Here is a 23019-nt window from a genome sequence, read left to right on the forward strand (position 1 = left end):
AGGGGCCCGGCCGTCGTCGGCGTACCCGCCGCTGCGCCGCCGACCCGCAGCGGCAGAAACGCGCCGCCCGGAGACACCGTGGCGACATCCCGATCCCGTATCGTCACGATCCGATGGAAACGTTGACCACCCTCGGCCGCGCGGTCCGGCTGGGCGCCACCGCGCTCGGCCTGGCCCTGCTGCTCGTCGGCACCATCTGGGGGGTCGACGACGACTTCCCGTTCGGGCCGTTCCGGATGTACTCCACGTCGGAGCCGCCGAACGCGCCCGCCCCCGACACCCGCGTCGAGGGCCTCGACCGCACCGGCGCGGTGGTCGCGCTGGGTCAGGAGGCCACCGGCATCCGCCGCGCCGAGATCGAGGGCCGGCAGAGCCGCTACGCCGCCGACCCGGCGCTGCTCCGGCAGGTCGCCGACGCGTACGCCGAGCGCCACCCCGGCGCGCCGGGGCTGGTCGAGGTCCGCATCGTGATCCGCTGGTACGGCATCCACCAGGGCCGGCCCACCGGACGGTGGATCGACGAGACCACGGTGCGCTGGCAGGCGTCCCGGTGACCCGCTGGCTGACCGAGGCGGTCCCCCGTGGCCGGGTGGCCGCCTTCCGCACCCTGGTCTACCTCTTCGTCGCCGCCGACCTGGTGGTCTTCACCCCCTGGATACGCACCCGGGCCGACGTCCCGGGCGAGCTCTACCAGCCGCTGCTGATCGGCCGGCTGCTCCCGCTGCCCACTCCGACCCCCACCGTCGTCGCGGCGATCTTCTGGACGTTGCTGCCGCTGGCCCTGCTCGCCGCGACCGGCCGCGCGCCACGGCTGCTCGGCTGGTCGGTCTTCGCGCTCTACTTCGAGTGGATGATCATCGCGATGAGCTACGGCAAGGTCGACCACGACCGGATCGGGCTCCTCGTCGCGCTGGCCGCCCTGCCCACCGCCGGCCGCGCCCGGCACGGTGACCCGACCCGCACCGAGGCCGGCGGCTGGGCACTGCGGGTCACCCAGATCGCCGTGATCTGCACGTACTTCCTGGCCGCCTGGGCCAAGCTGCGCTTCGGCGGGCTCGACTGGGCGACCGGCTCGGTGCTCGCCCGGGCCATCATCCGGCGCGGCACCGAATTCGCCGACCTGATCGCCCAGGTGCCGTACCTGCTGATCGTCGCCCAGTTCGGCATCCTCGCCTTCGAACTCCTCAGCCCCGTGGTGTTCCTGCTGCCCGAGCGGTGGCGGCTGGCCATGGTCGGCTTCTTCTACTCGTTCCACCTGGCGACCATCGCGACGATCACCATCTCGTTCGCCCCGCACCTGGTGGCGATGGCGAGCTTCCTGCCGCTGGAGCGGATCCGGCCGCTGGTGTGGGCCCGCAGCCTGATCACCCGTCGCCGCGACGGTGCCGCGCCGACCGGCCCGGCACCGGACGGCGACGTGCCGGCATCGGCACCGCATGACGACGTGCCGGCTCCGGCACCGCATGACGACATACCCACTGCGGCACCGCCACTGACCGGCCCGGCGCCGGCGGTCGGGCCCGCGACGCCGTAGGTCGGCACGGCGGGAAGGCCGGGCCGGCGAGTCCCGGCGTAGGTCAGGCCCTGGTGGAGGTCAGGCCCCGGTGGTGGGACGACTGCTCGGGCCGTAGAGGCGCTCCCGGGCCTCCTGGGGCAGGGAGCAGGCGGCGGTGCCGCCGGGGAGCCGGTGCCGGTTGCGGGCCACCCAGCGGTACGCGGGCCAGGCGACGAGACGGACCAACGGGACGCGCAGCACCGCGCCGGCCACCCGCCAGAGCGGACCGCTGTCGCCGAGCAGCCGCGCGATGGCGTCGGGCCCGGCGGCGCGGGAGCCGTCGGCGCCGACCCACTGCACCGCCTCCTCGCACTCGGCCTCCGTCAGCCCCAGGGCGTCGAGGTCGGCGAACTGCCACGGCACCACGCGCGCGCCGGTCGGGATCCGCCGCTCGATGAACTCGGCGCACCGGGTGCAGAACGCGCAGTCCCCGTCGTAGACGAAGGTCGACCTCTCCATGCCCCCATCCTCCACCGCCGAGGCGTCCGGCGGGAGCCGGTGTCCGGCGGGTCACTTGCACTCTTCTCGTACGCATGTTCGAATGAGGTCATGCGCTGGGAGAACCTCTCCGCTCCCCCGGACGAGGGGCATCCCGACAGGGCAGCGCCAGCGACTCCACCCCTGCCGCTGGCGCTGCCCGGCGCGATCGCCCGCACCTTCGACACCCCCGGCTTCGCCGGGATGACCTTCTACGAGGTGCAGGCCAAGTCGATCATCAACAAGGTGCCGGGGTCGTCCCGCGTCCCGTTCGAGTGGACGATCAACCCGTACCGAGGCTGCTCCCATGCTTGTGTTTACTGTTTCGCGAGAAATACTCACATTTATCTGGACCTCGACGCCGGGGCGGACTTCGACCGGAAGGTGATCGTCAAGGTCAACGCGGGTGAGCTGGTCCGACGGGAGCTGGCCGCCCCGCGCTGGCGGGGCGCGCACATCGCGATGGGCACCAACGTGGACTGCTACCAGCGGGCCGAGGGGCGTTACCGCTTGATGCCGCCGATCATCGAGGCGCTGCGCGACTTCGCCAACCCGTTCTCGATCCTCACCAAGGGCACGCTGATCCTGCGGGACCTGCCGCTGCTGCGCCAGGCCGCCGAGGTGACCCAGGTCAGCGTGTCGTACTCGGTGGGGTTCGTCGACGAGGCGCTGTGGCGGACGGTCGAGCCGGGCACGCCGAGCCCGCGCCGGCGGCTCGACGCGGTGCGCGCGCTCACCGACGCCGGCTTCGAGGTGGGGGTGCTGATGGCGCCGATCCTGCCCGGGCTCAGCGACACCGACGAGTCGATCGAGGCGACCGTGTCGGCGGTCGCCGCGGCCGGGGCGGCCAGCGTGACGCCGATGGCGCTGCACCTGCGGCCCGGTGCCCGGGAGTGGTACGCGCACTGGCTGGCCCGGGAGTTCCCGCACCTGGTGCCCCGCTACCGCGAGCTCTACCAGGCGGGCGCGTACGCGCCGCAGGCGTACCAGCGGGAGTTGACCGCACGGGTGCGGATCGCGGCCCGCCGGCACGGGCTGCACCGGGGCGAGCGGGGCGACAACCGGCGGCTGCCGACCTCCGAGGCGCCGCCCGCCGCCGAGCAGCTGTCGCTGCTGTGACCGGCTCAGGCAGCCGGCGGTGGCGTTAGAGTCGGCGGGTGCGTACCGCTCAGCAGATCCTCACCGACTCGGCCGTGATCGCCGTCGTGGGCGCGTCCCGCGACCCGCGCAAGGCCGCGCACAGCGTGCCGTTGCAGATGCAGCGGTACGGCTGGCGGATCATCCCGGTCAACCCGACGGTGGACGAGCTCTTCGGCGAGCAGGCGTACCCGTCGCTGGCCGACATCCCGCACCCGGTCGACCTGGTGGACGTGTTCCGGCCGGCGGAGGACGCCGTGCAGGTGGTCCGGGATGCGGCGGCGATCGGCGCGTCGGCGGTCTGGCTGCAACTGGGCATCGTCTCGGCGCAGGCGCGGCGGATCGCCGAGGAGGCCGGCATGGACTACGTCGAGGACCGCTGCCTGATCGTGGAGCGGGCCGCGGCCGGCCTGACCCGGCTGGGCTGAGCGGCCGGTTCAGCCCACCGGCCCGTCGGGTCCGAAGATCAGGTCGAGCTGGGCGTCGAGCGCGGCGAGCGCGGTCTCCGGCGGGAAGTGCCCGCCGAGCAGGTATACGCCGAGCCCTTCCATGAGCGCCAGCAGGCCCACCGCCGCGCGGTCCGGGTCGACGTCGTGGCGGGCCGCGCCCGCCGCCTGCGCGGCCCGGACCTGGCCGGCGATGAAGGCCAGCAGCCCGGCGGTGTCCTGGTGCAGGGCGGCGGCGACGGCGGGGCGTACGGCGGTGTAGGCCAGGAACGCCAAGCCGACCCGGCCGTCCGCCCGCCGGGGGGCGTCAAGGGGCAGCAGCTCGCCGAGCATGGTCCGCAGGAGAGCACGCGGGGCGGGGGTCACGCCGAGCGCGGTGACGGCCGCGGTCACCCGAGCCTCGTTGTGCTCGCGGACGACCGACAGCGCGAAGGCCATCATCTCGTCCTTGGTCCGGAAGTAGTGCTGCACCATCCCGGCGGAGACCCCGGCCTCGGCCGCCACGTGTCGGAGGCTGACGGCTTCCAGCCCGTGCTCCCCGGCCACCCGCATCAGGGCGTCGGCGATGAGGGTGCGGCGCTCCCGGTGGTCCACCCGCTTCGGCATGGGCTCCATGCTTTCACAATGCGACTGCATTGACACGTCACGGAGTCGCCGCTTACAGTGCAACTGCATTGCTAAAACGGTGGAGGGCGGGCGATCATGCGGAAGCACAACCGGCCGGCCGTACTCGTGCTGCTGCGCCGCGCGGTCGCGTACGAGATCGGCATGTGGCGCAGCCTCCACCGCTGGCTGCTGCGCCGGCCTCTCATGCTGTCCCCGGGAGCGGAGGCGTTCAGCTACGTGGGGGTGGTGAAGCCGATCCTGGGCGTCTTCATCGGCCTCTCCGCGATCGAGGTCCCCATCTTCGACCTGATCCTCAGCCGCACCGTGCCGTGGCAGTGGGTACGGCAGGTCGTGCTCGGGCTCGGGATCTGGGGCCTGCTCTGGATGATCGGCCTCTTCGCCAGCCTGCGGGTCCACCCACACGTCCTCGACGCCGACGGGCTGCGCGTCCGCAACGGCGCCTCGGTCGACATCGCGCTGCCCTGGACGGCCGTCGCCGCCGTCGCGGCCCGCTACCGCTCGCTGCCGTCCAGCCGAACCGTCCAGGTCGAGCAGGGCGACGCCGGGCCGATCCTGCATGTCGCCACCGGCGGCCAGACCAGCGTCGACGTCGTGCTCCGCGAGCCGCTCACCGTTGCACTGCCGAAGGGCCCGAGCGCACCGGTCAGCGAGATCCGCCTCTACGCCGACGACCCGGACGCGCTGGTCGCCCTGGCCCGCCGACACCTCGGGGTCGGCATCTCCGGCTAGGAGCAGGCCAAACGACCCGCCATCCCGTGGGGCGCCCCGCGGACGCCCGGCGGCCACGGGCCTGGCCGGCGGGGCGGTGGGGCGGTGGGGCGGTGGGGCGGTGGGGCGGTGGGGCGGTGGGGCGGTGGGGCGGTGGGGCGGTGGGGCGGTGGGGCGGTGGGGCTCAGCCCTCGTCGTCGCCGCCTTCCTCGTCGTCGCCGAAGGAGTCGAAGACCTCATCGACGATCATGCCGCCGGCGAAGCCGAGCGCCGCGCCGCCGACCACGCCCGCGGCCACGGCACCCATGCTGGGGCCGCGTCGCTCGTGGTGCTCCTCGTAGTGGCCGCCGTGGTGGCCGTAGGTGGCGTGGCCGTATCCGGACTGAGGTGGGGGCGGCGGATATCCGCCGGGCGTACCGTAGCCGTGCACGGGCTGGCCGTAGGTGGGCTGGCCGTAGCCGTGGCCGGCGCGCAGGCTCTGGTGCTGGTCGAGGGCCTGGCGGACCCAGGTGTCGACCCCGGCGGCCCAGTCGACGCGGTCGGCGTCGGCGTGGGCGGCGTGGTACCGGCCGATGGAGTCGTGGCCGCCGGTGGACATGCCGCGCTTGTCGAACTCCAGGACGATGTCCACGCCGTGCTCGTTCGCGACGAAGGTCAGCTCGACCTCGTTGACGCCGTGGGCGTACTGCGGCGCCGCGAAGTATTCGATCTCCTGGTAGAACGGCAGGCGTTGGTGCAGGCCGGAGATGTGCCCGCGCTCGAGGTCGGCGCCCTTGAAGTGAAAGCCGAGCCGGCCGAACGCCTCCAGGATGCGCTCCTGCACCGGCAGGGGGTGCACGTACACGGGGTCGAGGTCGCCCTTGTCGACCGCGCCGCGGACGGCCACCTCGGTGCGCAGGCCCATGGTCATGCCGTGCAGGTGCTGCCCGTACACGCTGGTCACCGGGGTCTCCCACGGGACCGGGATCTGGAACGGCAGCGACAGGTGCTGCCCCTCGCGCAGGTGCAGGCCACCGGCGACCTGGACGCGGTGGAACTCGACGAAGGCGTCGTACTCCTCCGCCGCACCCTCCATCTCCACCCGGGTGACGAGGCTGACGATGATGTCGTCGATCGCCACATCGTGGCTGCCGCCGGTCAGGTTCACCTGCCCGCCCAGCGTCAACCCTGGGCGGGTGTTCGGATTGGACAGGACCGCGTCGACGCCGGGACCGCCCACCCCGAACGCGCCCAGCATCTTCTTGAACACCACGAACGTCTCCCTCGACAGCCATCGGACGCACGACACCAGGCTGGGCGTGGGACTTCCACCCCGAACCCCTTGCGTCGCAACGAAATTAACGGCGTCCATAATGGATGCCGTCGGTCGAAAACCTAGCGACGCAACCTGAAAAGTAGCTGAGTGCGTTCACTCAGTCACCGCGAGGCATTGTTGTGTTCGCGTTGGCGCGGCGGTCGGCCCCGTCAGCGGTGCGGCCGGAATCGACGAGCAGCATCCACCAGGGCGGCAGCACCACATCATCGCCGGCAGGCCAGCGGTGGCGGGCGTCGCTCATGCTGGACGAGTGATTCGCTTCGTGCTGAACGCGCTCTGGCTCATCTTCGGCGGCGGCCTCGTCCTCGCAATCGGCTACGGCGCCGCCGCGCTCATCTGCTTCATCCTGATCGTCACGATCCCGTTCGGGGTCGCGTCCCTTCGCCTCGCCGTCTACTCGCTGTGGCCCTTCGGCCGCACCCTCGTGCCCAAGCCAGGCGCGGGACTCGCCTCCGGGCTGGCCAACGTGCTGTGGGTGGTGCTGGCAGGCTGGTGGCTGGCTCTGTCCCACATCATCGCCGGCGTCGCGCTCTGCCTCACGATCATCGGGATCCCGTTCGGCATCGCGAACTTCAAACTCGTACCGGCCGCGTTCTGGCCCCTCGGACGCGAGGTCATTGATGCACCGTGAGGTGTCGGAGCAGCACCGACGATGTGGCTGCAACTGGGCATCGCCTCAGCGCAGGCGCGGCGGATCGCCGAGGAGGCCGGCATGGACTACGTCGAGGACCAGTGTCTGATCGTGGAACGTGCCGCAGGCGGCCTCACCCGGCTCGGCTGAGCGCGGCGGCCGATCGGCGCAGTCGCCGATGCCCGAGCGGCCTCGTTGCGACGATCTCGGGGGCAAGACCGCCGACCTCGTCCGAAGGACACGGTGAGTCGTTCACGACGTCAGCTCCACAGCGACGCCCCTACCGGCAGCCAGGCACGGCGCACGTCGAAACCGAGGCGGTCGTGCTGGCCCGGCGGGCCCTACCCTGTGGCCATGCCTCTGCTGCGGGCGGTCCGCGTGCCGTTGATCGGTGACGGACTCTGGGCGCGCCGGCTGCTCGCCCTGGCGGTCGCTGCGGCGGTGGCGGCGCCGGTGGCCGCCGGCCTGCTCCGGCTACCGATCGACGGCTCCCTGGACGCCAGCTGCCTCCTCTGGGTGGTCACCGGCGCGCGCATCTGCTGGCGAGGCGGTGGTGGCCACGGCGCGACGGCCGCCTGGTGTGGCGGATGCGGGTGGCGGGCCGGGACGGGGTGGAGCCCGGTCTGGTGGCACGACGTTCTCTCGCGGGCTGGGTCGACCTGGTGACGGACATGCTGGTGGCGACCGCGAGCGGGGCGGGGCTGATCCTCATGCTCCCCGACGACCAGCTGTGGGCCGACGTCGCGCGGCCGGTGCTGCTGGTCGGCGTCGCGGCGATCGTCGGGTGTTTCGCGTACGGCGCAGCGCGGTTCACCGGCCGGCTTGCGCTCACCGCGAGTGGCATCCGGCACGGCCGCCGGGTGTACGACTGGACGAACATCGACCTGGTCGGTCCGCACAAGCGGGACGGGCGGGTCGACGGGGTGCGACTGCGGCCGGCGAAGTGGCTCTCGCTTCAGCCGGCGCCGGTGGTCGGCGGCCGGGACACGGCGGTGCCCGAGGAGCGGCTGATCACCGCGATCGAGCACTACCGGTCCCGGCCGGAGGTGCTGGCGGTCGGGTTGCCGGTCACCGCGCCGGAGCCCGCGGTCGAGCCGGCCGGCGGGTGACCGGCACCCGCCTCAGCTCAGAGCTTGTACTCCTTGAGCAGGCCCCGGGAGATGATGGTCTTCTGGATCTCCGAGGTGCCCTCGCCGATGAGCAGGAACGGGGCCTCCCGCATCAGCCGCTCGATCTCGTACTCCTTGGAGTAGCCGTAGCCGCCGTGGATGCGGAACGCCTCCTGGACGACCTCGGCGCAGTACTCCGAGGCGAGCAGCTTGGCCATGCCGGCCTCGACGTCGTTGCGCTGGCCGGCGTCCTTGAGCCGGGCCGCGTTGACCATCAGCGAGTGGGCCGCCTCGATCTTGGTGCCCATCTCGGCGAGCTTGAAGGCGATGGCCTGGTGCTTGGCGAGCGGCTGGCCGAAGGTGTGGCGCTGCTGGGCGTACGCGACGGCCAGCTCGAAGGCCCGGATGGAGATGCCGCAGGCGCGGGCGGCGACGTTGACCCGGCCCACCTCGATGCCGTCCATCATCTGGTAGAAGCCGCGGCCGAGCTTGTCGGCGCCGCCGAGGATGGCGGAATCGGGAACGGTGACGCCGTCGAGCACCATCTCGGTGGTCTCGACGCCCTTGTAGCCCATCTTGTCGATCTTGCCGGGGATGGTGAGGCCGGGGGCGGTCTCGCCGAAGCCGGGCTCCTTCTCCAGCAGGAAGGTGCTCATGTTGGCGTAGACGGAGTCGGCGCCGGTGTCGGTCCTGACCAGGGTGGCCACCACCGAGGAGTACGCCCCGTTGGTCAGCCACATCTTCTGGCCGTTGAGGACGTAGTTGTCGCCGTCGCGGACCGCCTTCGACTTGATCGCCGAGACGTCGGAGCCGGTCTCCGGTTCTGACATCGAGAACGCGCCGCGCACCTCGCCGGTGGCCATCTTCGGCAGCAGTCGGGCCTTCTGCTCGGCCGAGCCGTGCTGGGAGATCAGGTACGCCACGATGAAGTGGGTGTTGACGATGCCGGAGATCGACATCCAGCCGCGCGACAGCTGCTCGACCACCAGGGCGTAGGTCAGCAGGGACTCGCCCAGGCCGCCGTACTCCTCGTCGATGGTGAGCCCGAAGAGACCCATCTCGCGCATCCCGTCGAGGATGTCGGTCGGGTACTCGTCGGCGTGCTCCAGCCGCTGCGCGTGCGGGATGATCTCCTTGTCGGCGAACTCCCGGACGGTTTCCAGGATCGACCGCTGCACGTCGGTCAGGCCGGGCGTCTGGGCGAGTCTGGCCATCTCAGCCTCCGGGGGATCGGCGCATTACTCATGGGTAACTGAACGCTCGGTCAGTATCGGCCCCGATACGGGTCGAGGCCAAGGTGACCAGTCCACACAACCGCTGTGAAAAGGTTCACCGCTGCGGGTAACGTCCGCAAGAGACGGGTGTCACCTGCGGGGAGGGGGCGAACGGGCGTGAGTCATCCACCACCCGGCGAGCCGGAGCAACCGCCGTCGCCGTACGAGCAGCCGGGCCAGCCCACCGGGCAACCGCCGGGGGGCCAGCAGCCCGAGCAGCAGCAGTGGGGGCAGCAACCGCACCAGCAGTGGGGGCAGCAGCCGCCGTACCCGCCACAGGGCCCGTACGGCCAGTACGGCCCGCCGCGGGGCGGCGGCGGACCGAACACCATGGCGATCCTGTCGCTGGTCTTCGCCTTCCTCTTCGCCCCGGCCGGCATCGTCCTGGGACACCTGGCGAAGCGGCAGATCCGGCGCACCGGCGAGGAGGGCGACCAGCTCGCCACCTGGGGGCTGATCCTCAGCTACGTCTTCACCGCGATCGGCCTGCTCGCCTGCTGCGGCTGGATCGCCCTCGTCACCTGGGCCAACTCCAACGGCGGCGGCTCCTACCGGTGACCCGGTCCCGGCGGCATCAGCGGAACTGCGCCTCGCGGACGCTGTTGCCGCCGTCCACCACCAGCATCTGGCCGGTGATGTACGAGGCGGCCGGCGAGCAGAGGAACGTGATGGCAGCGGCCACCTCGTCGGGGGTGCCGGGGCGGCCGACTGGCGTGCCCATCCCCTGCTTGATCTCGGCCACCGTCGAGGCCGCCGTGTAGATGGTGCCCGGGGCCACCGCGTTCACGGTCACCCCGTCGGCGATCATCTCCATCGCCAGGGCCCGGGTCAGCCCGACCACCCCGGCCTTGGCCGCCGCGTACGCCGCCTCGGTGGGCAGCGCGTTCACCGGCCCGGCGGTCGCCGCCAGGTTGACGATCCGCCCCCAGCCCCGCTCCGCCATGCCGCCGATGAAGGCGCGACTGCACAGGAACGCGGTGGTCAGGTTCCGATCGATCTCGCCGCGCCACTCGTCGTAGCTGAGCTGGGCCACCGGGCGCAGCACCTCGGGGCTGGCCCGGCTGGCCAGGCCCGCGTTGTTGACCAGCACCTCGACGTCGCCGAGCTGCTCGGCCACCGCGTCGGCGAGCGCGCCGACCTCCGACTCGTCGGTGAGGTCGGCGACGAACCCGGTCACGCCCAGCTCGCCGGCCCGTTCGTGGATCCGTCGGGTGGTGGAGACGATCGCCACCCGGGCGCCCAGGTCGGCCAGGCGGCGGGCGGTCGCGTACCCGATGCCGTCGGGGCTGCCCGCCCCGGTGACCAGGGCGACCCGGCCGTCCAACCGCATGGTGACCGGCTCAGCCACCGGGGCCGGCTCGTCCTGGTCGTCCGGCCCGGTGGTGGCGACGGCGCGGGTGCGCCGGGCCAGCCCGGGACGGCTCACGTCCCGCCTCGGTCGGGTGCCGGAACGGTCGGCGCCACGCGCGTCGATAGCCATGCCGAGATCCTGCCCGCTCGGGACGTCCCGGGCAACGCGGCACCACGGGGACCTCGGTTTTGTCCGGCCATGACTACCCTGACGGCGCACCCACACGTGACGGAGAGACCTGATGACCTATCCCCCACCGTCCGGCGGCTGGAACGACCCGTCGGCCGACCCGACCCTGCCCGTCAGTAGCCAGCCGATTCCCGGCCAGCCGACCGGCACGGACCCGTACGCCCCGGCCGACCCGTACGCCGGCGCGGTTCCGGCCCAGGCCGGGCCGGTCGACCCGTACGCGGCCCCCGCCTACCCGGCATACGGCTACCCGGCGGCCGGGTACCCGGCGGCCGGCTACCCGGCGGCGAAGACCAACGGCATGGCGATCGCCGCGCTGGTGCTCTCGCTGGTCGGCTTCGCGTCCTGCATCACCGCGCCGGTCGGCGCGATCCTCGGCCACGTCGCCATGAAGCAGATCCGCGAGACCGGTGAGGGCGGCGAGGGCATGGCCAAGGCGGCCATCATCATCGGCTGGATCCTGACCGGCCTGCTGCTGCTCCTCATCGCGTTCTACGTCGTGATCATCGTGCTCGCGGTCGCCGACGCCAGCAACTCCTGACCGTCGTGCCGCCCCGGGCGACCGGGGCGGCACGGCCGGTTCACTCCGCAGGCGGGGTGAAGCTGGAGGTGCGGGTCATACCGGCCGCGCGGCCCTTGGCGGCGATCACCAGGGCCATCTTGCGGGACGCCTCGTCGATCATCTCGTCGCCGAGCATCACCGCGCCGAGCCTGCCGCCGACCTCCGAGGTGTAGTGCTCGTACGCGTCGAGGATCAGCTCGGCGTGGTCGTAGTCGGACTGGGCCGGCGAGTAGACCTCGTTGGCGGCGTCGACCTGGCCCGGGTGCAGCACCCATTTGCCGTCGAAGCCGAGCGCCGCGGAACGCTTGGCCACCTCGCGGAACGCATCGACGTCGCGGATCTGCAGGAACGGGCCGTCGATGGCCTGCTTGTCGTGCATCCGGGCGGCCATCAGGATCCGCATCAGGATGTAGTGGTAGGGGTCGCCGGGGTAGTCGGGGATGAGCGCGCCGACCACCAGCGACTTCATGTTGATCGAGGCCATGAAGTCGGCCGGGCCGAAGATGATGGTCTCCACCCGGGGTGACGCGGCCGCGATGGCGTCGACGTTGACCAGGCCGGCGGCGTTCTCGATCTGCGCCTCGATGCCGATCCGGCCGACCTCCAGGCCCAGGGTCTTCTCGATCTGGGTCAGCGTCAGGTCCAGCCACTGCACCTGGGCGGCGTTCTGCACCTTCGGCAACATGATGCAGTCGAGGTTCGCGCCGGCGCCCTCGACCACCTCGATGACGTCCCGGTAGGTCCACGGCGTGGTCAGGTCGTTGACCCGGACCACCCGGGTCTTGCCGGCCCAGTCGCCCTCGTTGAGCGCGGCGACGATGTTCTTGCGGGCATCCGGCTTGGCCAGTGGGGCGACTGCGTCCTCCAGGTCGAGGAAGACCTGGTCGGCGGGGAGGCCCTGGGCCTTGCCGAGCATCTTGACGCTGGATCCCGGCACGGCGAGGCAGGACCGGCGGGGACGACCGACTGCGGCCATGGGATGCGCTCCTTCCAGCGTCCGGCGGGCAGGCCGACGCCACCTGGATGACGAGAACGAGAACTTAACGATCCCAAAGGGCGTTGTGACGCCACGGTAACCTCGTGCCGTGACCGGGGTGAATGGACCTGTGGAAGATCTCACTGGGCGTCGGACCGTGGTGGTGACCGGGGCCAGCTCCGGCATCGGTCTGGCCGCCGCGACGGCCCTGGCCCGCCGGGGCGACCGGGTCGTGCTGGTCGGGCGCGACCCGGCCCGCCTACAGGCCGCCGGCAACCAGGTACGCGAAGCCTGCGGCGAGCGTCCCGAACTGTTCCGCGCCGATTTCGCGGTGCTCGACGACGTACGCGGGCTCGCCGAGCGGCTGCGGGCGGCGTACGACCGGATCGACGTGCTGGCCAACAACGCCGGGGCGATCGTGCTGGAGCCGCTCGCCACCGTGGACGGCTTCGAGCTCTCCATGCAGGCCAACCACCTGGCCCCGTTCCTGCTGAGCAACCTGCTGGCCGACCGGATCGGCCGGATGGTGGTGACCGCCTCCGGCGCGCACCGCAGCGGGGTGCTCGACCCCGACGACCTGAACGCCACGCTGCGTCCATACCGGCCGATCCGCGCGTACGGCACCAGCAAGCAGGCGAACATCCTGTTCACCGCCGAGGCGGCCCGGCGCTGGCCGGACGTCCGGTCGTACTGCTTCCACCCGGGCGTGGTGCGGACCCGGTTCGGCGCGGACAGTCGGCTGGTCGCCCTCGGCATGCGGATCATGCCGTTCCGCAGCCCCGAGAAGGGCGCGGAGACGCTGGTCTGGCTGGCCAACCAGGACCCGTCCCGGCTGGTCGACGGCGCCTACTACGCCGATCGTCGGCTGCGCCGGCCGCTGCGCAAGGCGGCCGACCCGCAGCTCGCCGCGCGGCTCTGGACGGCCAGCGCCAAGGCCGTCGGCATCGACGGGTGAGCGACCGCGACGCCGGCCTGCGCCTGGTGGCGCTGGTCGAGCTGGCCGCCGACGAGGTCGAGGCCGGGCCACGACGACCGGCGGGTCGCCGAACGGGTCCGGCGCGGCGAGCCGCCGGCCGGTCCCGACCCCGACGCGACCTGGATACGCCCCACCGCCGAGGAACTGGCCGCCGAGACCCTCGCGGGGTTCCCTCGCCGGTTCGGGTGGGTGCTCGACGACCTGAGCGCGCTGGTGAGCGGCCGGCGGGCGGTGGCCGAGGGCTGGGGGCTGCGCCCCGAGCTGGTCGCCCCGCTGGTGGAGTCCACCGGGCAGATGGCGGTGCTGGTGCCGACGGCGGAGTTCCTCTGACGGTCACTCCGCCACGTGCACCGGGACGCTGGTGACCACCACCCCCGGCAGCGCCCGCAACGCCCGGCGCAGCCGCTGTTCAGTACGGCTGTGCAGCAGGCGGTGCCAGCGCCGGCGCAGTACCACCTCCGGCACGATGACGGTGAGCACCAGCTCCGGCGCGGTGTCGTGCAGCGCCTCCAGGTAGTGCGCCAGCGGCCCGATCACCGCCCGGTACGGCGACACGATGGCCTCCAGCCGCACGTGGTCTCCCCAGGCCCGCCACTGCTCCCGGAACCGGTCCGACTCCGCCTCCTCCGGCGCGATGTGCACCGCCAGCGTCGGCTGGCCCAGCGACACCGCGTACGCCAGGGCGCGCAGCGAGGCCCGGTTGAGCCGGGCCACCGGGACCACCACCAGGTGGCGTACCTGCTGGGGCAGTTCCTCGCCCTCGGTGGGCCCGGCGGCGGCCGGCGGGGCGCGCGGTGGCGCGGCCGGCGGCGGGCGCAGGGTCAGCGCGGCGTCCAGGCTCCGGTAGTGCCGGTGCACCCAATGGAAGAGCAACACCAGCAGCGGCACGGCGACCACCACCACCCAGGCGCCCTCGGTGAACTTCGCGACCGCCGCGGTGACCAGCACCACGCCGGAGAGCGTGGCGCCGAGCGCGTTGATCGCCAGCCGCCGTCGCCACCCGGCCCCCCGATGGCGGCGCCAGTGCTCCACCATGCCGGCCTGGGAGAGGGTGAAGGCGAGGAACACCCCGACCGCGTAGAGCGGAATCAGCTGCGCGGTGTGACCGCCGAACACGACGAAGACCAGCGCGGCGGTCCCGGCGAGCGCGACCAGGCCGTTGCTGAACGCCAGCCGGTCCCCCATGTGCAGGAAGCGGCGGGGCGCGTGGCCGACCCGGGCCATGAAGAAGAGCAGCCGGGGGAAGTCGTTGAAGGCGGTGTTCGCCGCCAGCAGGAGGATCAGCGCGGTGGCTGCCTGGATGACGCCGTACCAGGGGCCGGTGGGGAAGGTGAGCCGGGCCAGCTGGGAGAGCAGGGTCTGCTGGGACGTCGGCGCCAGGCCGTCCAGGTAGATCAGCAGGGTGAGCGCGGCGAAGAGCAGCACCAGCATCCCCACCATCCAGGCCAACGTGGTGCGGGCGTTGCGCCACTCCCGCGGGCGGAACGCGGGGATCGCGTTCGACACCGCCTCGATGCCGGTCATCGACACCGCGCCCGAGGCGAAGGCCCGTAGCACCAGCAGCAGGCCGAGTCCCTCGGCCGCCGGCACCGCCGGCGGCGGCACCGGCGCGAACCCCCGCCCGGCCGCGCGCAGGTAGCCGACCACGAGCAGCGCGAGCAGCGCAACCACGAAGGCGTAGGTGGGGAGGGCGAAGATGTTGCCGGCGGTACGGATACCACGCAGGTTGCCGGCGAGCAGCACGGCGATCACCAGCACCCCGAGCGGCACGGTGAACGGTGTCAGCCCGGGCAGCGCCGAAGTGACCGCGTGCACCCCCGCGGCCACCGACACCGCCACGGTGAGCACGTAGTCGAGCATCAGCCCGGCCGCGGCGGTCAGCCCCGCCGTGGCGCCCAGGTTGTCCCCGGCGACGATGTACGACCCGGCGCCGTGCGGGTAGGCGGGGATGGTCTGCCGGTAGGAGATGCCGACGGCGATCATGAGTACGACCAGCCCGGCGGCCAGCGGCAGGGAGAGCCCCAACGCCCCGCCGCCGGCCAGCACCAGCACGCCCAGCATCGCCTCCGGCCCGTACGCCACCGAACTGAGCAGGTCGGAGGAGAGCACCGGCAGCGCCACCAGCTTGCGCATCCGCTCGTAGAGCACCGCCGTGCTGGTCAGCGGCGGGCCGAGGACGGCCCGGCGCAGCCGGGTCAGCGCCCGGCCGAGGCGGGAGCCGGGCAGGTTGGCCGGTTGGGCGGCAACCAGCTCGTCCGGCTCGTCCCGGCGGAACATGGCGATCGGGGCCAGCCGGCCGAAGCGGGTCGGGGCGGGACGTACCGCGTGCCGGCCGAGGGCCGGGTCGACCGGCAGCTCGCCGGGATGGTCGGCGCGCCAACGGTCACCGATCCGGCGCAGGGTGCCCAGCTCCTCCGGAGCGAGCGGCGGGAACTCGGCCAACGGGGTGACGAGGGTGCCGCTGTCGGGCCCGTCGTCGTCGCCCTGCCGCCGCGCCATCGTCACCACCTCCCCCCGCACTCTCACGTGCCGGCGGCGGTCGTGGCGGCGGAATCGGCGTACTCGCGCGAAGAGCCGACCGGGTCAGCCAACGGGTGGGGCTGCCTCGGCGGGACGCAGCCGGCCCGGAGTCAGCCGGCGGGCGGCGCGGCGTCGGCGGGGACCGGGGCCGGTTCGGGGCGGCGGCCGGTGCGGGCGCCGCCGAGCACCACCACGGCCACCCCGGCCAGCAACAGGGCCAGCCCGGGCAGGGCGAGCGGGCGGGGCAGCTGGCCGAGCCAGACCCAGCCGATCAGGGCGGCGCCGGGCGCCTCCAGCAGGATCAGCACGCTGACCGTGGTGGCCGAGACGCGGCGCAGGGCGTAGTTGAACATCGAGTGCCCGAGCAGCTGGGCGCCGGCGACCAGGCCGAGGATCGCCAGCCAGGTGGCGGAGTCGTACCCGCGCAGTGGCACCCCGCCGACCAGGCAGACCACCAGCAGGATCAGCGCACAGACGCCATAGCAGATGGTGGTGTAGGTGGTGGTGCTGATGGTGGCCCGGGCGCGCTCCCCGAACGCGGTGTAGACCGCGGCGAACAGGCCGCCGGTGATCGCCAGCAGGTCCCCGGCGAAGGCCCGCCCGGAGACGGCGACGTCCGCGCCGGTGGCGAGCACCGCGCCCGCGACGGCCACCGCGATGCCGGCCCAGACCGCGTACGGCAGGTGCCGGCCCTGCCAGCGGGCGATCAGCCCCTGCCAGACCGGCTGGGTGGCGCCCAGCGCGGTGGCGGCGGCGACCGAGGTGAGCTGCGCGCTCGGCATCCAGGTGGCGAAGTGGGCGGCCAGCGCCACTCCGGAGAACACGCAGTACCAGCCCTCCCGCCGGCCGGCCCCCACGGTCAGCGCCCGGAACTCGGCGCGGCGGCGGGCCAGCGAGAACGGGCCGAGTACGGCAACCGAGAGCAGGTTGCGCCAGAACGCGATGGCCAGCGCCGGAGCCGCAGCGAAGGCGACCAGCGGGGCGGAGGAGGAGACGGCGGCGACGGCGAGCGCGAGGACGCCGACAGTCAGCGGGTCGACCGCCGGGCGGTGCGGGGTGGGGGACACGAACGGCAATACTCACACAGCACCCGACACCACGGAACGTCAGCATTCCGCTACGATCGGGCGCGTCCGCGCCGGCGACCCCTCGACGTCCGGAGGCGCTCCCCCATGCCCAGGTATCCCGCGGTGCTGTTCGACTTCTTCGGCACGCTGACCCGCTGCGTCCAGCGCGGCTCGGCCCACCAGACGACCGCAGAGCTGCTCGGCTGCCCCGTCGACACGCTCGCCGCGGTGCTCGACCGCACCTTCTACCAGCGGGCCAGCGGCCGGCACGGCAACGCCGAGGCGACCCTGCGGTGGGTCTGCGCGCAGGCCGGCGTACACCCCTCCGACGCCGCCGTCCGGGCGGCGGTGGCCTCCCGGCACCGGGCGGTACGCGCCGACACCCGGCTGCGCGACGACGCGGTGCCGGCCCTCGCCGCGCTGCGCCTGCGGGGCTTCCGCACCGGCGTGGTCAGCGACTGCACCCACGAGCTGCCGGCGTTCCTGCCGCAGCTGGCGGTCGCCCCACTGCTCGACGTGGGGGTGTTCTCCATCCACGTCGGCCGGTGCAAGCCGGACCCGACGCTCTACCTGGCCGCCTGTCGGCGGCTCGGCGTACGGCCGGAGGACTGCCTCTACGTCGGCGATGGCGGCAGCCGGGAGCTGACCGGCGCGCAGCGGGCCGGGCTGACCGCGGTGCGGCTGGCCGCCCCCGACCTGGCCGGGCACCTGGTCTTCGACGCCGAGCAGGACTGGCACGGCCCGGTCGTCGGCTCGCTCAGCGAGGTGGTCAAGCTGGTCGACGCGGTGCCGGTGGGCTGCTGAGCCGGGCTGAGATCCGTTCCCGGCCCCGGCCCCGGCTCAGCGGCGGCGGACCTTGTGCAGGCGGAACGGCCTGCGGGTGACCCGCACGACGGGGGCCTCGCGCGGCACCTCGGCCAGCGACCCGGCCGGCAGGTCCGCGCCGGCGTCCGGGGCGCCCGCCGGGGCGAGCCGGGTCAGCGCACAGCCGTCGGCCGCCCAGCGGGCCACCAGGTCCGCAGTGGGGCCGGAGGCGTTCAGCCGCTTCGCCGCCACCAGCGGGGCGGAGGTCTCCCACGCCTCGGTGCCCGGCGTCAGCCGGGTCACCCGGGCCGGCCAGGTCACGATCCGCCCGCCGTGGTCGCCGCGCAGGGTCACCCGCGCCTCGGCCGCCTCGGCCAGCCCGGGCGCGGACTGCTCGCCCGGCCCGCTGACCACGAAGAGCGACCCCTCCAGCGGTACGCACCACAACGCCAGCGCCGGGCCGTCACCGACGCGAACCCAGGCCACGGCCGCCTTCTTCATCGCCTCGTCGACCAGCGGCGTCGACCGCGGGGCGTCCACCTCGTCCGTCACACCGGCATCCTCTCGTACGTCGGGCGTCCGGTCACCGGCTCCCGCTCAGCCGACGAACGGTGGGACCAGGATCTCGCCCCGGGCCACCGCCATCACCTGACCGGAGACGGTGGCGCCGACCGCCGCCCCGTCGGCCGCGGTGACCGTGCAGGCCAGGGCCGACGGGCGGTGCATCTCGATGCCCTGGCGGACCGCGTACTCGGAGCGCCCCTCGCCGGGGAGCAGCCCGCTGGCGACCAGCCAGACGCCGAGGCCGAGGGCGGCTGAGCCGGTGGCCGGGTCCTCCGGCACGCCGAGCCCGGGCACGAAGACACGGGCGTGCGCGGTTTGCGTGTCGGCGTCCCAGGAGAAGACGCTGACATGCTCCACCCCGTACCGCTGCGCCGCCGCCGCGTTGACCGTGGCGCGCGCCACCGCGTCCGGACGGACCGGAAGATAGGGGAACTCCAGCCCGCAGCCGGCCACCCGGGGCGGCGGGCCGGCGTGGTCGTCGGCGGTGAGACCGGCCATCTCCAGCAGCGGTTCGGGGTCGAGCTCCGGCCCGAGAGTCGGTGTGCCGCCGGTCAGGGTGGCCCCGGTCGCGCTGACCTCGATCGGCAGCACCCCGGCGCCACATTCCTGGGTGATACTGCCCACACCGAACATTCCGCGCCGGCTGGCGGTCACCGCCGCGCCGACGCTGGGATGCCCGGCGAACGGCAGCTCCTCGGCCGGGGTGAAGATCCGGGCCCGGTAGGTGGCGCCGACCTGGGTCGGCGGCAGCACGAACACCGTCTCGGAGAGGTTGAACTCCAGCGCGAGTGCCTGCATCTGTTCGGCGGCCAGCCCTTCGGCGCCGAACACCACGGCCAGCGGGTTGCCGGCGAACGGGCGGTCGGTGAAGACGTCCACGATCTCGTAGGCCAAGGTCGACATGTTGATAAACACTAGGCGCTTAGGCTGTTGCCCGTGAGCACGCCGAACCGGGTCTACCTCGCTCGGCTCGCCGGAGTCGCCGTCTTCGACCCGAACGGTGACCAGGTGGGTCGGGTGCGTGACGCGGTGGGCCGGATCCGGCCGGCCCAGCGTCCGCCCGAGGTGGTGGGCCTGGTCGCCGAGATGCCGATGCACCGGCGGATCTTCCTCTCCATCAACCGGATCACCACCATCGAAGCGGACGCTGTCGTCCTCGGCAGCGGCACCCTCAACCTGCGCCGCTTCGAGAAGCGCCCCAACGAGCTGCTGGTGCTCCAGGAGCTGCTGGACCGGCGGGTCCAGCTCGAACCGGGCGGCCAGCCGGGCACGGTGGTCGACGTGGCGATGGAGTGCAGCCGGAATGGCGAGTGGTCGTTGTCCCGGGTCGCCGTCCGCGAGCAGACCGGCCGACTCAGCCGCCGCGGCCACCTGCACCAGGTCGAGTGGGACCGGGTCCGCGGGCTGAGCGGGATCGCCGACAACCGGGGTACGGCGAACCTGCTCGCGGTGCTGGAGGACATGCGCCCGGCCGACCTGGCCAACGCCCTGCAGGACCTGCCCGACGCGCGGCGCAACGAGGTCGCGGCGGGGCTGGACGACGAACGCCTCGCCGACGTGCTCAGCGAACTGCCCGAGCACGACCAGGTGGAGATCCTCGCCGCGCTGGACCGGAGGCGGGCCGCCGACGTGCTGGAGGAGATGGACCCGGACGACGCCGCCGACCTGCTCAACGAGCTGCCCCCGCCGGAGCAGGACATGCTGCTGGACCTGATGGAGCCGGACGAGGCCAACCCGGTACGCCAGCTGCTGCGCTACGCCTCCGGCACGGCCGGCAGCGTGATGACCTCCGAGCCGGTGATCCTGCCGCCGGACGCCACCGTCGCGGAGGCGCTCGCCCGGATCCGGGAGGAGCAGCTCTCCCCGGCCATCGCGGCCCAGGTGTTCGTGACCCGCGCCCCGATGACCACGCCGACCGGCCGGTACCTCGGCATGGTGCACTTCCAGCGGCTGCTCCGGGAGCCGCCGGCCGACCTGCTCGGCGGGGTGGTGGTCAACGACATCGACCCGCTGCGGCCGACCACCCCGCTGCCGGAGATCACCCGCCGGATGGCCACCTACGACCTGGTGGCGATGCCGGTGGTGGACCGCAGCAACCGGCTGGTCGGCGCGGTCACCGTCGACGACGTGCTCGACCACTCGCTGCCGCGCGACTGGCGGGACCGGAACCCCCTGGTGGCCCCGGCCGCCGCCGACGAGAAGCCGGACCGCACCGATGACTGAGCAGCGGCGGGCCGAGCGGCTGGACCAGCCGCGCGAACCCCGGGGCGTCCGGCTGCCCCGGATCGACCAGGAAACCTTCGGCCGGTGGTCCGAGGGCATCGCCCGGGGCATGGGCACCGCGAACTTCATCGTCTACATGACGCTGGTGATCGCGGCCTGGTTCGCCTGGAACACCATCGCCCCGGCGAGCCTGCGCTTCGACCCGTACACCTTCACCTTCCTCACCCTGGTGCTCTCCATCCAGGCCTCCTACGCGGCGCCGCTGATCCTGCTCGCGCAGAACCGGCAGTCGGACCGGGACCGGGTGGCGCTGGAGGAGGACCGACGGCGGGCGACCATGCAGAAGGCCGAGACGGAATACCTGGCCCGGGAGATCGCCGCGCTGCGGATCGCGATGGGCGAGGTGGCCACGCGGGACTTCCTCCGCTCCGAGCTGGCCCGGCTCGCCGAGGAGCTGGACGAGGCGGCGCACCGCCGGCAGCGGCTGGAACGTCGGCAGCAGGAGAAGGCCGTCCGGCGGGACGGGGACGGGCTCGACGAGCCCCGCGACGAGCTGGACGGCGACCACGCCCGGGACGGCCGGCCGGAGGGCTGACGCACGGTTGATCCGGGGCGGCTCGGGCTGGGGCCGCGCACGGCGGCGGCCCGCCGGGCGTCCCATCGATTCGCTCACACCGGCCCCGCTGGCGGCGGCGACGGATCACCGCCGACGTAGCATTGCGGGCATGTCAGCTCCCGTCAGCACCATCTCCGACGCGATCCAGGCAGCCCTGGCCACCGTCAACGACCCGGAGATCCGCCGGCCGATCACGGACCTGGGCATGGTCCGCTCCGCCGTGGCCGGCGACGACGGCGTCGTACGCGTCGAGCTGCTGCTCACCGTCGCCGGCTGCCCGCTGAAAGACAAGCTGCGCAGCGACATCACCGCCGCCGTGGGGGCGGTCCCCGGCGTGACGGGTGTCGAGATCGAGTTCGGCGTGATGAGCCCCGAGCAGCGCCAGGCACTCCAGTCGAAGCTGCGCGGCGGCACCGCCACCGAGGAGCCGATGATCCCGTTCGCCCAGCCCGGCTCCCGGACCCGGGTGTACGCGGTGGCCAGCGGCAAGGGCGGCGTCGGCAAGTCCAGCGTCACGGTCAACCTGGCCGCCGCGCTGGCCGCCCGGGGCCTCTCGGTCGGCGTGGTCGACGCGGACATCTACGGCCACTCGGTGCCCCGGATGCTCGGCGCGGACGGCCGCCCGACCCGGGTCGAGGACATGATCATGCCGCCGCAGGCGCACGGCGTGAAGGTGATCTCGATCGGCATGTTCACCCCGGGCAACGCCGCCGTGGTGTGGCGCGGCCCGATGCTGCACCGGGCGCTGCAGCAGTTCCTCGGCGACGTCTACTGGGGTGACCTGGACGTCCTCCTGCTCGACCTGCCCCCGGGCACCGGTGACATCGCCATCTCGGTGGCCCAACTGCTGCCGAACGCCGAGATCCTGGTGGTGACCACCCCGCAGGCCGCAGCCGCAGAGGTGGCCGAGCGGGCCGGCGCGATCGCGCTGCAGACCCACCAGCGGGTGGTCGGCGTCATCGAGAACATGGCCTGGTTGGAGCTGCCGGACGGCTCGCGGATGGAGGTCTTCGGCGCCGGTGGCGGCCAGGCCGTGGCCGAGTCGCTGAGCCGGACGATCGGCGCGCAGGTGCCGCTGCTGGGTCAGATCCCGCTCGACACCCGGGTCCGCGAGGGCGGCGACGCCGGTAACCCGATCGTGCTGGCCGAGCCGGACGCCCCGGCCTCGAAGGCCCTCGCTCAGGTCGCCGACCGCCTCGCCGTACGCCGGGAGTCCCTGCTCGGTAAGCCGCTGGGCCTCAAGCCCGCCGGCCGCTGACCCCCGCCCCACCCACCGCGCCCCGCGCCGCAAGATCCGCACGCTTTCAGAGAAAGAGTGGCCTCCCGAACGCGGAAGGCCACTCTTTCTCTGAGAGTGCGCCCATCTTTCTCTGAACGTGCGCCCATCGCCCCCGGGGTTCGGAGGCGGTGGGCGATGGGGGGTGCGGGGGGCGGGAGGAGAGCGTCAGGTGGCGTCGTCGTAGCTGGGGCGGGGGGCCGGGGCGGGGGCGCCGCCGGTGGCGGTGGCGGGGCGGCCGCCCTTGCGCGGGTCGGCGGCGTCGGCGACGTCCTTGAGCTCGTTGTGCACGCCGGTCACGTCCGCCCGCAGGTTGTCGTAGACGCCCTGCAACGGCTTCCGGATCGCCTGCTCGTCCTCCTCGCTGAGCAGGTGCTTGCGGATGAACGCCTTCGGGTGCAGGTCCTCCAGCTGGATGTCGGTGCCCAGCTCGCGGCTCAGGTCGCCGGTCGCGTTGCGGGCCATGCCGCGCAGGTTGCGGACCATCCGCAGGCCGTCGTTGATGACATTGGGCAGCCGGTCACCGAAGATCAGCAGCGCCAGGAGCAGCAGCGCACCGATCTCCCACCAGTTCAGGTTGTCGAGCAATGCTGGGCCTCCTCGTCGGCGTCAAGGC

Annotated in this window: 28 protein-coding genes and 1 pseudogene; 17 read left to right on the plus strand and 12 right to left on the minus strand. The window is 73.1% G+C overall.

What is annotated here, in order from left to right:
* Positions 1-113: 113 nt before the first annotated feature.
* Positions 114-554 (plus strand): hypothetical protein, encoded by a 441-nt coding sequence (locus tag ABZ807_RS04815; protein WP_357152895.1) that lies wholly within the window; start codon positions 114-116, stop codon positions 552-554.
* Positions 551-1534, plus strand: a complete 984-nt coding sequence (locus tag ABZ807_RS04820) for an MFS transporter permease (protein WP_357152897.1) — start codon at positions 551-553, stop codon at positions 1532-1534. The genes ABZ807_RS04815 and ABZ807_RS04820 overlap by 4 nt, the downstream gene beginning before the upstream one ends.
* Positions 1535-1594: 60 nt before the next feature.
* Here the strand turns inward: ABZ807_RS04820 and ABZ807_RS04825 are convergent, their stop codons facing one another.
* Positions 1595-2014: a DUF393 domain-containing protein gene (locus ABZ807_RS04825; protein WP_357152900.1), complete on the minus strand. Its 420-nt coding sequence runs from the start codon at positions 2012-2014 to the stop codon at positions 1595-1597.
* A 90-nt stretch (positions 2015-2104) separates the two neighbouring features.
* On the opposite strand from ABZ807_RS04825, the gene ABZ807_RS04830 reads away from it, so the two are divergent.
* Together ABZ807_RS04830 and ABZ807_RS04835 are read left to right on the plus strand one after the other, a co-directional pair.
* Positions 2105-3151, plus strand: coding sequence for an Rv2578c family radical SAM protein (locus ABZ807_RS04830; protein ID WP_357152902.1), 1047 nt, complete (start codon positions 2105-2107; stop codon positions 3149-3151).
* A gap of 38 nt (positions 3152-3189) precedes the next feature.
* Positions 3190-3597: a CoA-binding protein gene (locus ABZ807_RS04835; RefSeq protein WP_357152905.1), complete on the plus strand. Its 408-nt coding sequence runs from the start codon at positions 3190-3192 to the stop codon at positions 3595-3597.
* A gap of 9 nt (positions 3598-3606) precedes the next feature.
* Here ABZ807_RS04835 and ABZ807_RS04840 read toward each other — a convergent pair whose 3' ends face one another.
* Positions 3607-4230, minus strand: coding sequence for a TetR family transcriptional regulator C-terminal domain-containing protein (locus tag ABZ807_RS04840; protein WP_357152907.1), 624 nt, complete (start codon positions 4228-4230; stop codon positions 3607-3609).
* Between the two features lie 87 nt (positions 4231-4317).
* Here ABZ807_RS04840 and ABZ807_RS04845 point away from each other — a divergent pair, with 87 nt between their 5' ends.
* Positions 4318-4971, plus strand: a complete 654-nt coding sequence (locus ABZ807_RS04845; RefSeq protein ID WP_357152910.1) for a hypothetical protein — start codon at positions 4318-4320, stop codon at positions 4969-4971.
* Between the two features lie 163 nt (positions 4972-5134).
* On the opposite strand, the gene ABZ807_RS04850 is transcribed toward ABZ807_RS04845, so the two are convergent.
* Together ABZ807_RS04850 and ABZ807_RS04855 are read right to left on the minus strand one after the other, a co-directional pair.
* The gene (locus ABZ807_RS04850) at positions 5135-6202 is read right to left on the minus strand and encodes a sporulation protein (RefSeq protein WP_357152912.1); all 1068 of its coding nucleotides are present in this window, start codon (positions 6200-6202) and stop codon (positions 5135-5137) included.
* Positions 6203-6362: 160 nt separating this feature from the next.
* Positions 6363-6506 (minus strand): hypothetical protein, encoded by a 144-nt coding sequence (locus ABZ807_RS04855; RefSeq protein WP_357152915.1) that lies wholly within the window; start codon positions 6504-6506, stop codon positions 6363-6365.
* 9 nt (positions 6507-6515) lie between these two features.
* On the opposite strand from ABZ807_RS04855, the gene ABZ807_RS04860 reads away from it, so the two are divergent.
* From ABZ807_RS04860 to ABZ807_RS04875, 4 genes and pseudogenes are all read left to right on the plus strand, one after another.
* The gene (locus ABZ807_RS04860; RefSeq protein ID WP_357152918.1) at positions 6516-6896 is read left to right on the plus strand and encodes a YccF domain-containing protein; all 381 of its coding nucleotides are present in this window, start codon (positions 6516-6518) and stop codon (positions 6894-6896) included.
* Positions 6897-6908: 12 nt separating this feature from the next.
* A pseudogene (locus ABZ807_RS04865) lies at positions 6909-7046 on the plus strand (CoA-binding protein); the annotation flags it as partial.
* A gap of 204 nt (positions 7047-7250) precedes the next feature.
* Positions 7251-7562 carry a hypothetical protein gene (locus ABZ807_RS04870; protein ID WP_357152921.1) on the plus strand — a complete coding sequence of 104 codons (312 nt, stop codon included), beginning with the start codon at positions 7251-7253 and terminating at the stop codon, positions 7560-7562.
* Positions 7523-8005, plus strand: coding sequence for a hypothetical protein (locus tag ABZ807_RS04875; protein WP_357152923.1), 483 nt, complete (start codon positions 7523-7525; stop codon positions 8003-8005). Before ABZ807_RS04870 ends, ABZ807_RS04875 begins: the two co-directional genes overlap by 40 nt.
* A 17-nt stretch (positions 8006-8022) precedes the next feature.
* Here ABZ807_RS04875 and ABZ807_RS04880 read toward each other — a convergent pair whose 3' ends face one another.
* The gene (locus tag ABZ807_RS04880; RefSeq protein WP_357152926.1) at positions 8023-9219 is read right to left on the minus strand and encodes an acyl-CoA dehydrogenase family protein; all 1197 of its coding nucleotides are present in this window, start codon (positions 9217-9219) and stop codon (positions 8023-8025) included.
* 177 nt (positions 9220-9396) lie between these two features.
* Between ABZ807_RS04880 and ABZ807_RS04885 the strand changes: the two genes are divergently transcribed.
* Positions 9397-9837 (plus strand): DUF4190 domain-containing protein, encoded by a 441-nt coding sequence (locus ABZ807_RS04885; RefSeq protein WP_357152929.1) that lies wholly within the window; start codon positions 9397-9399, stop codon positions 9835-9837.
* Positions 9838-9853: 16 nt separating this feature from the next.
* Here ABZ807_RS04885 and ABZ807_RS04890 read toward each other — a convergent pair whose 3' ends face one another.
* A complete protein-coding gene (locus tag ABZ807_RS04890; protein WP_357152932.1) occupies positions 9854-10759 on the minus strand; it encodes an SDR family NAD(P)-dependent oxidoreductase in 906 nt (301 codons plus the stop codon).
* Between the two features lie 112 nt (positions 10760-10871).
* On the opposite strand from ABZ807_RS04890, the gene ABZ807_RS04895 reads away from it, so the two are divergent.
* Positions 10872-11360: a DUF4190 domain-containing protein gene (locus ABZ807_RS04895; protein ID WP_357152935.1), complete on the plus strand. Its 489-nt coding sequence runs from the start codon at positions 10872-10874 to the stop codon at positions 11358-11360.
* A 40-nt stretch (positions 11361-11400) separates the two neighbouring features.
* Here the strand turns inward: ABZ807_RS04895 and ABZ807_RS04900 are convergent, their stop codons facing one another.
* Complete coding sequence (locus ABZ807_RS04900) at positions 11401-12357, minus strand: CoA ester lyase (protein WP_357152938.1); 957 nt, start codon at positions 12355-12357, stop codon at positions 11401-11403.
* A gap of 130 nt (positions 12358-12487) precedes the next feature.
* Here ABZ807_RS04900 and ABZ807_RS04905 point away from each other — a divergent pair, with 130 nt between their 5' ends.
* Positions 12488-13312: an SDR family NAD(P)-dependent oxidoreductase gene (locus ABZ807_RS04905; RefSeq protein ID WP_357152940.1), complete on the plus strand. Its 825-nt coding sequence runs from the start codon at positions 12488-12490 to the stop codon at positions 13310-13312.
* A gap of 210 nt (positions 13313-13522) precedes the next feature.
* Positions 13523-13663: a hypothetical protein gene (locus ABZ807_RS04910; protein ID WP_357152942.1), complete on the plus strand. Its 141-nt coding sequence runs from the start codon at positions 13523-13525 to the stop codon at positions 13661-13663.
* 3 nt (positions 13664-13666) lie between these two features.
* Here ABZ807_RS04910 and ABZ807_RS04915 read toward each other — a convergent pair whose 3' ends face one another.
* Both ABZ807_RS04915 and ABZ807_RS04920 read right to left on the minus strand, forming a co-directional pair.
* On the minus strand, positions 13667-15832 hold the full coding sequence (locus tag ABZ807_RS04915) for an APC family permease (RefSeq protein ID WP_357152944.1): 2166 nt from the start codon (positions 15830-15832) through the stop codon (positions 13667-13669).
* 131 nt (positions 15833-15963) lie between these two features.
* Positions 15964-16920, minus strand: coding sequence for a DMT family transporter (locus ABZ807_RS04920; protein WP_357152947.1), 957 nt, complete (start codon positions 16918-16920; stop codon positions 15964-15966).
* A gap of 105 nt (positions 16921-17025) precedes the next feature.
* On the opposite strand from ABZ807_RS04920, the gene ABZ807_RS04925 reads away from it, so the two are divergent.
* The gene (locus ABZ807_RS04925) at positions 17026-17724 is read left to right on the plus strand and encodes an HAD family hydrolase (RefSeq protein ID WP_357152949.1); all 699 of its coding nucleotides are present in this window, start codon (positions 17026-17028) and stop codon (positions 17722-17724) included.
* Between the two features lie 36 nt (positions 17725-17760).
* Here the strand turns inward: ABZ807_RS04925 and ABZ807_RS04930 are convergent, their stop codons facing one another.
* Together ABZ807_RS04930 and ABZ807_RS04935 are read right to left on the minus strand one after the other, a co-directional pair.
* Entirely contained in the window at positions 17761-18276 is a 516-nt protein-coding gene (locus tag ABZ807_RS04930) for a hypothetical protein (RefSeq protein ID WP_357152952.1), read from the minus strand.
* Between the two features lie 45 nt (positions 18277-18321).
* The gene (locus ABZ807_RS04935; protein WP_357152954.1) at positions 18322-19191 is read right to left on the minus strand and encodes a PhzF family phenazine biosynthesis protein; all 870 of its coding nucleotides are present in this window, start codon (positions 19189-19191) and stop codon (positions 18322-18324) included.
* A gap of 33 nt (positions 19192-19224) precedes the next feature.
* On the opposite strand from ABZ807_RS04935, the gene ABZ807_RS04940 reads away from it, so the two are divergent.
* From ABZ807_RS04940 to ABZ807_RS04950, 3 genes are all read left to right on the plus strand, one after another.
* Positions 19225-20511: a CBS domain-containing protein gene (locus tag ABZ807_RS04940; RefSeq protein ID WP_357152957.1), complete on the plus strand. Its 1287-nt coding sequence runs from the start codon at positions 19225-19227 to the stop codon at positions 20509-20511.
* A complete protein-coding gene (locus tag ABZ807_RS04945; RefSeq protein ID WP_357152960.1) occupies positions 20504-21106 on the plus strand; it encodes a DUF1003 domain-containing protein in 603 nt (200 codons plus the stop codon). The genes ABZ807_RS04940 and ABZ807_RS04945 overlap by 8 nt, the downstream gene beginning before the upstream one ends.
* A 130-nt stretch (positions 21107-21236) precedes the next feature.
* Positions 21237-22385: an Mrp/NBP35 family ATP-binding protein gene (locus ABZ807_RS04950; RefSeq protein ID WP_357152963.1), complete on the plus strand. Its 1149-nt coding sequence runs from the start codon at positions 21237-21239 to the stop codon at positions 22383-22385.
* Positions 22386-22571: 186 nt separating this feature from the next.
* Here ABZ807_RS04950 and ABZ807_RS04955 read toward each other — a convergent pair whose 3' ends face one another.
* Positions 22572-22991: a preprotein translocase subunit TatB gene (locus ABZ807_RS04955; RefSeq protein WP_357152966.1), complete on the minus strand. Its 420-nt coding sequence runs from the start codon at positions 22989-22991 to the stop codon at positions 22572-22574.
* Positions 22992-23019 lie beyond the last annotated feature (28 nt).

Origin of the sequence: Micromonospora sp. NPDC047548 (assembly GCF_040642975.1) — a bacterium.
In the GTDB taxonomy this organism is placed as follows: Bacteria; Actinomycetota; Actinomycetes; order Mycobacteriales; family Micromonosporaceae; genus Micromonospora.

Coding starts and splice junctions, on each gene's coding strand:
- ABZ807_RS04880 (WP_357152926.1), bottom strand. CDS start 9,219: ATGGCCAGACTCGCCCAGACGCCCGGCCTGACCGACGTGCAGCGGTCG.
- ABZ807_RS04840 (WP_357152907.1), bottom strand. CDS start 4,230: ATGGAGCCCATGCCGAAGCGGGTGGACCACCGGGAGCGCCGCACCCTC.
- ABZ807_RS04915 (WP_357152944.1), bottom strand. CDS start 15,832: ATGGCGCGGCGGCAGGGCGACGACGACGGGCCCGACAGCGGCACCCTC.
- ABZ807_RS04870 (WP_357152921.1), top strand. CDS start 7,251: ATGCCTCTGCTGCGGGCGGTCCGCGTGCCGTTGATCGGTGACGGACTC.
- ABZ807_RS04925 (WP_357152949.1), top strand. CDS start 17,026: ATGCCCAGGTATCCCGCGGTGCTGTTCGACTTCTTCGGCACGCTGACC.
- ABZ807_RS04890 (WP_357152932.1), bottom strand. CDS start 10,759: ATGGCTATCGACGCGCGTGGCGCCGACCGTTCCGGCACCCGACCGAGG.
- ABZ807_RS04935 (WP_357152954.1), bottom strand. CDS start 19,191: ATGTCGACCTTGGCCTACGAGATCGTGGACGTCTTCACCGACCGCCCG.
- ABZ807_RS04900 (WP_357152938.1), bottom strand. CDS start 12,357: ATGGCCGCAGTCGGTCGTCCCCGCCGGTCCTGCCTCGCCGTGCCGGGA.
- ABZ807_RS04950 (WP_357152963.1), top strand. CDS start 21,237: ATGTCAGCTCCCGTCAGCACCATCTCCGACGCGATCCAGGCAGCCCTG.
- ABZ807_RS04825 (WP_357152900.1), bottom strand. CDS start 2,014: ATGGAGAGGTCGACCTTCGTCTACGACGGGGACTGCGCGTTCTGCACC.
- ABZ807_RS04845 (WP_357152910.1), top strand. CDS start 4,318: ATGCGGAAGCACAACCGGCCGGCCGTACTCGTGCTGCTGCGCCGCGCG.
- ABZ807_RS04895 (WP_357152935.1), top strand. CDS start 10,872: ATGACCTATCCCCCACCGTCCGGCGGCTGGAACGACCCGTCGGCCGAC.
- ABZ807_RS04945 (WP_357152960.1), top strand. CDS start 20,504: ATGACTGAGCAGCGGCGGGCCGAGCGGCTGGACCAGCCGCGCGAACCC.
- ABZ807_RS04815 (WP_357152895.1), top strand. CDS start 114: ATGGAAACGTTGACCACCCTCGGCCGCGCGGTCCGGCTGGGCGCCACC.
- ABZ807_RS04855 (WP_357152915.1), bottom strand. CDS start 6,506: ATGAGCGACGCCCGCCACCGCTGGCCTGCCGGCGATGATGTGGTGCTG.
- ABZ807_RS04830 (WP_357152902.1), top strand. CDS start 2,105: ATGCGCTGGGAGAACCTCTCCGCTCCCCCGGACGAGGGGCATCCCGAC.